This window comes from Streptomyces phaeoluteigriseus (assembly GCF_001896135.2).
Classification (GTDB): domain Bacteria; phylum Actinomycetota; class Actinomycetes; order Streptomycetales; family Streptomycetaceae; genus Streptomyces; species Streptomyces phaeoluteigriseus.
On sequence record NZ_MPOH02000061.1, the window covers coordinates 1 to 8,848 of the forward strand.

Consider the following 8,848-nt stretch of genomic DNA (forward strand, 5'->3'; position numbering starts at 1 on the left):
TGTAGTAGCTGGACCGGTTCACGTCCAGGACCTGGCAGAGCCGCTTCACCTCGTAGGTGTCCCGGTGGTCGTCAACGAACTGGAAGCGGCTCCTCACCAGTTCGTCTCTCCGGCGAAATACTTGGCCGCCTTGCGGAGGATGTCCCGCTCCGTGGCGAGCTTGCGCTCACTCGCCTCGAGCTCGGCCACCCGCGCCTCCAATTGCCGCACCCGCTCGTCCGGATCAGCCGACGGCACCGCCCCCCGAGGCCGGGCGAACGGCTTCGCAGCCGCGGCGGTGATGCCACGGCGTTCGCGGTCCCGCAGCACCCACTCCCGCAGGGTCGCCCGGTTGACACCCAGGTCAGCGGCGATGCTCTTGTAGGTCGCCCCGGGTGTCGACTCGTACAGGGCCACGGCATCGGCCTTGAACTCGTCCGAATAGTCCTTCATCGCCATCGGCGGTCTTCTCGCTTCCTCCAGATCAAGCAGATCCAGTATCAGCGTGTCCACCACTCAGGGGGAGGCCCCGGGGGATGCGATTACGCCGTAATCACCGACACCGGCCCGCTCCCGCAAGCCCTGGGTGATTACGGCGTAATCACCCAGCGCTACGGTGCATGGTCGCGTACCCAGGCAGTCCCAGCCCAAGTTCTGACAGGCGCTGGACCGCTGCTCTGGTGCTTTGCCCGGGAGCGATTGCCGGGTTGTTCGTTGTGGTGGGCACTGGGGGAACCACCAGCCCGTAGCTCGGTCCCTGTTCGGCTTTTGGCGCAAGCGGATTTGACCCGGTCATGGTCGGTTCCCTGTACAGGCCTTTAGCTGCGACGGGACCAGGCACTACGTTGCGGCTGTGATCAATGACGCTGTTCCGCAGAAGGAAGCTCGGTGGGTCGTCCTCGTCGAGGCCGAGACCCGCTTCTGGGTATGAGGGGACCACCGATGGCAGCTCGTCGCCATGCATGCCGTCCGGGACGGAGGCCGTGAGGCGGCTGACAAACTGGCACGCAAACTCGCCATGGAGTATGTCCCTGGAGAGGTCACCGTGGAGGCGGGGGGTACACCCGCACGCAAGGTGTTCCGAGTCAACGACGGCTCGTGGCTCGTCGAAGTCCGGGGAATTGATCACAAGCGAACTCTGTGCCGGATAGCCACCGCCGAGCTGGTGCGTGAATGGCAGTACGTGCGTGCCGGGGAAGCCTCGGCGGAGCGCAGACGCCGACTACTGGGCTAGCTGACGGGCCGATGCAGCGGACCCGGGGTCCTGGAACGCGCGCGGGTCGGCTGGCCGGTCCCCCGCTTCGCGTTCGAGCGCAGCGGGTGTTGATTACGTCGTAATCGGCGGCGTCCGGCTGCTTCGGCTGGCCGAGCGTGATTACGGCGTAATCACCCACAGCCTGCCTCACCTCCATAGCGCATCCCATGCGGTTACGGCTTGCAGGTCGGACGACGCCCCGGCCTCTACCTCGAGGGCATTACCGTGCCCAACGAGAGCGGCGCGCGGACCCTGCTGTCCGCCCGCACAGCCGCCATCCGCCAACTTGCCCTGGCCTACGGCGACGACGAGCCACCACGTCACCTCATCGGCCCTCCGTTCAGGACAAGTAGATCCCCATGCCATACGACGAGGAGGCCGGATTGACCCGAGACCCCCGCGACGAGCACACGGACGCGGACTTCGCCGCGCTCGCCTCTTTCCTCTTCGCGCGCACCGATCCACTGCTGCCGGCCCGGCCGATCGGCGAAGACGTCGACCGCTCTGCTGGCCCTCAACGACACGATCCGGCAACTGCTCGGGCAGGCCCGCGTGCACCGGGAGTGGCAGAACGAGGTCGCCCTCGCGTGTTCCTGGGACACCCTGACCGGCATCGCGTGGCAGTGGGACCGTCGCCCCGACTTCGATCCGGACTGGGCAGCCGATGACTGAGATGACTGTTGCCCTGTAGGTAGTCGAGCACGCTGGCCGGTGGAGGGCCGCCGCCGCGGTCAGGCCCTGCATGCAGTCGCGCAGTCTGGGACCTCGGCGGTGGCAGGCCTGCCGGTTGGGTGAGCGAAGGGCTTCATCCCGGCCGGCGTGGTGCGGGTATGTTGCGGCGGCAGGTGAGGCGGGTGCCTGTCCAGGTGGCAAGGCGTCTGCAGTTCCCGGGCATCGCACCAGGAAGGGGAGGTGGAGACCCACGGCGTGAGAGCCCTTGGCGGAGCGTAAGGCGCGGCAAGCAGGGCCCCGCCCTACGCCCGCAGGCGGCATCGGGTCCCTGCTGCTCGTTCACCTTGCCTCAACTGCTTCGTCGGGTGATTACGCCGTAATCACCCTTGCAAGCCTGCGCGTCCTCACGGATGTCTCGAGTATCTGAGGACCGACGGGGAGGTGACGCACAGTATCTCCAGCCGACGGAAGGCGTGCCAATCGGCGGGCGTTCCGTCGGGCTGATGGGCGTCCCGGCTTCGTCATACGGAGACGATGGCGACCGCGGCTTCGTATGCGGCTTGAGCGTCCTCGCTTGCTTGTGGCATGCCGCCCTTCTGCAGTGCCCGCACGACAGCCTTCACATAGGTGCCGAGGCTGACGAACTGAGTCGGCGTCTCACAGTGGGGGAGTACGGCCTCGATCTGGTCCAGCCAGAAGGTGATGTCGTCGTCATCATCGAGATCGGCCCGGTGCTCGAGAAGCCGGCGGGCGACGGGGGTCATGAGGGCGTGGCGGCGTGCGGCTTCCTCTTCGGCACGGCGCTCTGCCGCAGCTTTCGCCGCCGCCTGCCGTTCGGCCAGAAGGACTGCCTCAGGAGTCCGCCGCACCGGACGGTCGGGCTGCGCCGGGTTCTGCATGGCAGCGGCACGTAGGCGCAGCCCTTTGTTGTAGGCAGCGCTCGGCGCTCTGACTGCCAGTGCTGGTGCCAACTCAGCCCATTCCGCGTTGGCGGCGCGGGCGTCTTCCACCGCTCTGGCTTGGTGGACGTTCACTTGTTCGCGGAGGTACTCCCACAACCTGACGCGCTCGATCGCGGATGCCCGACGCATGCTCATGTCCTTGAGGGCGCGAGCGTGGGTCTCGAGATAGAGGAGCGCTCCGAAGAGTTCCTGGTCGGCCGGCATCCGGTCGATATGGGCATCCTCTGCCTCTTCATGGAGCTGGCGCAGTTGGCCAATCACAGCAGCCGTATCAAGAGAACCGATCCGCGTAGGCACTCTGACCAGTGGTTTTGCGGGTTCAGGTGGCTTCCTGGGGGCACGAGGCATGTCTGAGAGTCTGCCACTGCCTCGGGCGATTCACATTCTGTGAATCAGTATTTCTCGCCCACGGCCTGCTTGTTGGCTGCTGATGGGCAGTCAACTTGCCCGAGTGCCTTGGGAAGACGCTTTCGCCTGATACCTCGTCACTCCAAGCCGGGGGAGCGGCTACAGGTGACGGCCGGCTGGTCAGGATCACGAAACGTTGAGCGGCAGATCTCGGTGGAAGCCAGCCATAGCCCGGCCGGGGCCGTTGTAGTCGTGGACGATCTTCGTGTTGAAGCCGCGGAAGAGATGGAAGGCGATCGAGCCGGTGTGCTCGATCGAGGTGATCGCCTTCAGCTGCCGTACACCGTGACGCTCCGCAGCTTCAGCGAACGCCGCATACAGCCGACGCCCGAGATGCGCGCCATCCGGACCTCAAGTGATTACGCCGTAATCACCCTCACTCCGACAGGGCTCTGTCGCGCCTTGGCTCCGAGGCCGGGTTCGATGACCCGAGAGGATGCCGAGTTGTCTCGGCACGTAGAGAAGAGGCTTGACTAAGTGTGGCTGGCAGATCCGGTCAGGCTGCAATGAACACCTGAGATGGGTGACCAGCGGTCGTTGTTACCCTCAGCCTTGCGGTTGGGGCCGCCCGAACACAGTCACGTAGCGGCCGCGGGGAAATCGCGGGTGGTAGGGGCAGTCGATGGTTGATGCGACGGAGAGACCGTTCCTGATGTACGTCGAGGACGTCTTCCGCCTGCAACAAGGAAGAGTGGTTTCGCTGACTGGTCGCATCGAGCGCGGCAGCGTACGCAAGGGGAAGGAAGTGGAGGTCGTCGGCGCCGGCAGCGGCCGAGTGACCGCCTGTGTCGTAGCGATCGACCAGGAACATGCGCGTATCGACGAGGCGAGTGCAGGCATGAACGTGCGAGTGCTGTTGCGCGGCGTCGCAGCGGAGACGGTGGCTCGGGGCCAGGTGCTGGCGACGCCCGGCTCGATCCGCTCCCACGCCGCCTTCACCGCTGAAATCGTGCTGTTGTCCGAGGAACAGGGCAGTGCGGACGTCGTCTGCGGTGATCGTCTTCACTTCTACATCGGAGCTGCTGCGGTATGGGGCACGGTCACGCTGCATGGCGTCGATACCGTCAGGCCTCTTCACGGGGCCACGATGACAGTTTCACTGGAAGAACTTGTGGCCCTGGAGGAAGGCCGGTCTTTCGCCTTCCGCCACCACCATCGCGCCGCTGGCTCCGGCACCGTGACCCAACTCCTGTGCTGACCTTCAAGTGAGCCTTCGTGCCGGCCCACCTCGGGACCACCAGCGCTTGAACCCGCCGCGCGAGCAGCCCAGGCCCTCACCTCCAGCACCACCGCCACCAGGCGGACGAGCAGGCTCTGCCGTGGAGGGTCGGCCTGGTGTTCGCCTTCTGCTGCCCCCTTTGACGCAAGGGCCAGCGGTGGATCAGGTGCGAGCGTCGGCCGCATGCTGATGAGCCCGCACGATCGTGGAGTCCACCGCGATGTCCCAGTCGATCTCACCAGCAGCGTCGGCCTGGGCCCGGACCTGCTGCAGCAAGCGTTCCCACGTGCCGTCGGCCGACCACAGGCGATGGCGCTCATAGACCGTCTTCCACGGGCCGAACCCCCGCCACTGCACGCCGGTCCGCACGCGGTGGAGAATCCCGTCGATCACCTGCCGGTGATCCCGCCAGCGGCCACAACGCCCACTACTTACTGACAGAAACCGCCGCAGCCGCTCCCACTCCGCATCTGTGAGATCACCACACGTCATGCTCAGGACAATGATCCGAACATGGACCAGTCACGTGGTCGTTCGGGTTCTATTCGACCCGGACTTCGGTGTTCTGGCATGCGTGCAGCAGCCACCTCCCGTCATCCTGCTTGGTCATGACGTAGAGCGGAGCGCCTTCCGTGTCGCCCCCTGGCGAGTGGTAGACCTGCCGAACCCTGACGGCCGCCACGTCGGGGCGCAGGAATTGCGTGTGCACTGCCTCGTAGGTGATCTCACCGTCCCAGCTGGCTGCGGGCAGCACAGCGCGGGTGAACTCGGCGATCGCGTCGAAGCCGATGAGGACCTTGCCGTGGCCGGTCGTCCAGAGGGCGTCGGGGTGGAAGAGTGCAAGGAACCCCTCGACGTCTTTGGCGCGCTGAGCACGCTCGACAGTGGTGACGACCTATTCGATGGCGTTGATATCTGCGGTTTCGGTATCTTTGCAGATCACTCTGAGACCTCAAGTCAACTTGAGGTCAAGGCCCAGCCGCGAGATCGCCCGGACAGTTCCTAGCTCGGCTGCACAGCTCGCAGGTCCCTCTCCCGCGTGCCATCCGCCGGCCACCGGCGATGCCGAGTGCACGCTCTTCCACTTCCCGAACCGCTCAGGCAGATCCAAATTCTGTGTCTCCCCGTGCTCTTCCGCAGGTGCGGTTCAAGCAGCACCCACCTTCGTCAATGAGGTCCCCCGTGGTGAGCAGAACGGCTCGAACGTTCGTCCGTCGCGCGATGAGCCGGACACGTCCTAGCTCGGGGGCAAATCTCAACTAACGCGCATTTCACGCAAAAGCGACCCACAGAATGGCGCCTTCCAGGGCCGAACTCAAGGGAGCCGATGTGATCGGACCTTGGACCCCATGAAAGACCGTCAACGGGCCACACAGGGCTTTCGGCTCTGCCCGAACGACCTCGTGAGCGCCGCACGGGGCGGAACGGGTGATCGGTGCCAACACCGTCAGGCACGTGTCCTCCGAGTCACCCGATCTTCCCGCCGACCGTCTCCCGCCGAAGAAGCCGGCTGACCAAGCTTCACCGACGGGTGTGCAGGCGGCCTTGGACGGAGGACCGCCCATACGCCCCGAGTTCTGTTCCGGCCCATCCGGATCGGCATGTAATGCTCGGCGGGCTTGTGCCTTAAGGAGGTAACGCGGCGCGTTGGGATACGCCGCAAAGAGAGTCAATGGGGAGGCACCATGGATCCGGTGATGGTCACCGCGGGCTGGGGCGTGGCGGCTGCGGCGTTCCGGCTCGGATACTTCTGGCTGAGCGCCCGGTCGCACACGCGCCGCATCGAGTCCCAGATCCGCCACGCGGAATCAGACCATGCAACGTTGATGAAGGCCATCAACTTGCTGCCGCCCGGCAGCGAGATCACCGAGGTTCTGCCCGACGGCCGGCAGGTCACTATCAAGCTCCCGGCCAGTAAGGCAGCGTGAGATGAGCGAAACCCCGGCCCAAGCCGGACACACACAGCCTCTCTCTGTGACCCAACCCAGCGCGTCGACCGAGCCGGAGCGTCGCGCCGACTTCTCCGTCTTCTACCTCGCCGAGAAGAGGTACCTGACCGCCTTCCTGATGTACGCCGGGGCGAGCGTATGGGAGGCCGACGACCTCGCACACGAAATACTGTCCAAGCTGCTCCCCGACCGGTGGATGACCATGGAGCACCCCCGCGCTTACATGCGCAAGGCCGCGATCCGCGCCTATTTGCGGCAAAATCAGCGCAACCGTGAGATCCCGACGGACAAACTCCCCGACCTGCCGGGCGGGATCAGCCCGGTGACCTGGGTGGAGCTGTCCGAGCAGACGAACGCAATCGTTGACGCGATTCTCCAGCTCCCCCCAACTCAGCGCACCGTGATGGCCTTCCTGATGAGCGGCTCCGATACCCAGGAGATCGCGGAAGCTCTGAACATGACCCTCGGCGCCGTCAACACGAACATCTGCCGCAGCCGTGCACGCCTGAAGACCACGCTCGGGCTCATGAAAGGAGAGAAGGATGCATGAGTTCACGCAGAACGAGCACGAGCAGAACGACACCGACGACCGCCTGAACCAGCTTCTCGCCACAGCCCATGCTGAACTGCTCGAAGCCATCACAACGCAGCAGAGGCACGCCCTGCCCTCCATGACAGTCATCCGCAACTCCGACGCTAGCCAAGAGCCGACGAAGACGACTGCCCAGGTGCTGTGGTCATACAAGGAGATCGCCGCGCATCTCAAGGTGCAGCCCGACACCGTTCGCTCGTACCGCAAGCACGGGCTTCTGCCCGCGCCGGACCACGTAGAAGGCGGCAAACCGTACTGGTACTCCAGCACTGTCCGGGTATGGATTGCCTCCCGGCCCGGCCACCGCGAAGCCTGATACGCCGCGTCCCGTGGCAGGGTTCAGGCGTTCGCTCCACTGTGGCTGCCCTGGCCAGGTGGATACCCTTCGCCCGGTCGGTGCCGGAAGCCATGGCCCAGCGGCTCAGCAGTTCGGCAATACAACGAGGCCGACCGGACACGCCGCGGGCTGCCCGGCAGGGGCATCGGGGGTGCCGGGCGTCCTCGAATTCGGCGACGGTAACGTTGTTGGGTCCGACCGCCGCGCAGGGCAAGCGGGACGACCAGCTCCTGCACAGTCGTCTCACGGCTCACATAGGAGCAGAGGACCTCCTCGATCGCCCGAGAGACTGCATCACGCCGTTACGAATTCACAAGACTCCTCAGCGAATCGCGTTGACGACGGCTTCATCTGGTGCCAGATCCACGTCAGCGAGAGTCCGGGAGGAGGGCTCTCCAGTGATGGGGGGAGACAAGACGAGGTCAAGCGTCACCGCAGCCCCGGCGAGAATGTCGCTGGCGCTGCGGAGTCGGTGCGCATGCGATGTCGTCAGGTAAACCGCCAGAGCGGCCGGGCGGCCCGCACCGCTGACTGGCATGGCGGCAGATACCCACCCTGCGGCGTACTCCCGCAGGTCAAGGAACGGCACGCCTGTCGGCATCCCTTGCACCCTCTGACGAAGCGTACTTTCGCTGGTGACGGTTTGCGAAGTGAGCCGACCCAGACGGTGGCGTGAGATGTGGTCGTGGAGCTCGTCCTCGTCGAGTTGGGCCAGCAGAGCCTTGCCGAAGGAGAGAGCGTGAGCGGCCTCACGGAAAGCCACCCACTCGGGCAAGGGCGGAGCGGTCGGTCCGGACGACTGTGCCACCACTTGGACCTCGCCTTCTTCATATACGGCGAGGTACATCGCTCCGTCCACCGTGTCGCGCAGCGAGTGGAGGGCCGTCGTAAGCCGCTCCAGCTTTCGACGCGACACCGACGCGGTGAACTGCCGATACCGTTCGGCATTCCAGCGGTCATCCGACCACAGTTCGTTGACCGCTTCGACAGCCGACTGAAGGTCCCGATCGATGCTCATCCGCGGTCTCCTTCCGTGTCGCGGTCTCCGAGCATGGTCTTGAGTGTCGTTCTGCCCGCATGAACATGGGAGCGCACTGTTCCTGGCGTCGTGCCCATGACGTCGGCGATCTCCTGGTAGCTCATGTCGAACTGCAGTTGCATCGCCAGAGCCTCCTGCTGTCGCGCGGGGAGTTTACGGATGGCGTGGAGGATGTCGAGACGGAGATCACGCGCCGTAACCTCATCTTGCGTCGAAATCCAGCTCCGCAGCGTCGTGGTATCGACCAGCAGACCCTGACGACGACGTTCCTGCCGAACGTCGGTCAGCCGCTGACCGGCCACTTTGAACAGCCAGCCTCGCGGATCATCCATCGACCCAACCCGTTCCCAATATCTGAGTGAAGTTTCCCCGTGATGCTGGACACTCGATGCTTACGCTGCGAGGGCGTGTTCTTGCTCGTGTCGCTGCCGGGTCT

The 8,848-nt window shown here is 65.1% G+C and carries 7 protein-coding genes and 3 pseudogenes; 4 read left to right on the forward strand and 6 right to left on the reverse strand.

The genetic code is table 11. The features are described from left to right. Positions 1-93: 93 nt before the first annotated feature. Both BM536_RS38540 and BM536_RS38545 read right to left on the reverse strand, forming a co-directional pair. Complete coding sequence (locus BM536_RS38540; protein WP_143651150.1) at positions 94-492, reverse strand: transposase; 399 nt, start codon at positions 490-492, stop codon at positions 94-96. Between the two features lie 1,935 nt (positions 493-2,427). Then, entirely contained in the window at positions 2,428-3,129 is a 702-nt protein-coding gene (locus BM536_RS38545) for a hypothetical protein (protein ID WP_094104090.1), read from the reverse strand. Positions 3,130-3,928: 799 nt separating this feature from the next. Here BM536_RS38545 and BM536_RS38555 point away from each other — a divergent pair. Continuing rightward, entirely contained in the window at positions 3,929-4,474 is a 546-nt protein-coding gene (locus BM536_RS38555; protein ID WP_158086595.1) for an EF-Tu/IF-2/RF-3 family GTPase, read from the forward strand. 51 nt (positions 4,475-4,525) lie between these two features. Here the strand turns inward: BM536_RS38555 and BM536_RS38560 are convergent. Next, positions 4,526-4,987 (reverse strand): annotated as a pseudogene (locus BM536_RS38560) (transposase); the annotation flags it as partial. A 49-nt stretch (positions 4,988-5,036) separates the two neighbouring features. Continuing rightward, positions 5,037-5,438 (reverse strand): annotated as a pseudogene (locus tag BM536_RS38565) (SgcJ/EcaC family oxidoreductase). A gap of 742 nt (positions 5,439-6,180) precedes the next feature. Between BM536_RS38565 and BM536_RS38570 the strand changes: the two are divergent. From BM536_RS38570 to BM536_RS38580, 3 genes are all read left to right on the forward strand, one after another. Then, on the forward strand, positions 6,181-6,423 hold the full coding sequence (locus BM536_RS38570; RefSeq protein WP_073497811.1) for a hypothetical protein: 243 nt from the start codon (positions 6,181-6,183) through the stop codon (positions 6,421-6,423). Between the two features lie 46 nt (positions 6,424-6,469). Beyond that, entirely contained in the window at positions 6,470-6,994 is a 525-nt protein-coding gene (locus BM536_RS38575; protein WP_158086596.1) for an RNA polymerase sigma factor, read from the forward strand. A gap of 121 nt (positions 6,995-7,115) precedes the next feature. Further along, positions 7,116-7,352, forward strand: a complete 237-nt coding sequence (locus tag BM536_RS38580; protein ID WP_073497823.1) for a helix-turn-helix transcriptional regulator — start codon at positions 7,116-7,118, stop codon at positions 7,350-7,352. Between the two features lie 343 nt (positions 7,353-7,695). Here BM536_RS38580 and BM536_RS38585 read toward each other — a convergent pair whose 3' ends face one another. Further along, a complete protein-coding gene (locus tag BM536_RS38585) occupies positions 7,696-8,391 on the reverse strand; it encodes an IclR family transcriptional regulator domain-containing protein (protein WP_073497813.1) in 696 nt (231 codons plus the stop codon). Next, positions 8,388-8,768, reverse strand: a pseudogene (locus BM536_RS38590) (RNA polymerase sigma factor); the annotation flags it as partial. The gene BM536_RS38585 and the pseudogene BM536_RS38590, both read right to left, overlap by 4 nt. Positions 8,769-8,848: the final 80 nt, after the last annotated feature.

Excerpts from the sequence above, each read along its gene's own strand:
- BM536_RS38570 (WP_073497811.1), top strand. The coding sequence starts at position 6,181 with ATGGATCCGGTGATGGTCACCGCGGGCTGGGGCGTGGCGGCTGCGGCG.
- BM536_RS38580 (WP_073497823.1), top strand. The coding sequence starts at position 7,116 with ATGACAGTCATCCGCAACTCCGACGCTAGCCAAGAGCCGACGAAGACG.
- BM536_RS38585 (WP_073497813.1), bottom strand. The coding sequence starts at position 8,391 with ATGAGCATCGATCGGGACCTTCAGTCGGCTGTCGAAGCGGTCAACGAA.
- BM536_RS38555 (WP_158086595.1), top strand. The coding sequence starts at position 3,929 with ATGTACGTCGAGGACGTCTTCCGCCTGCAACAAGGAAGAGTGGTTTCG.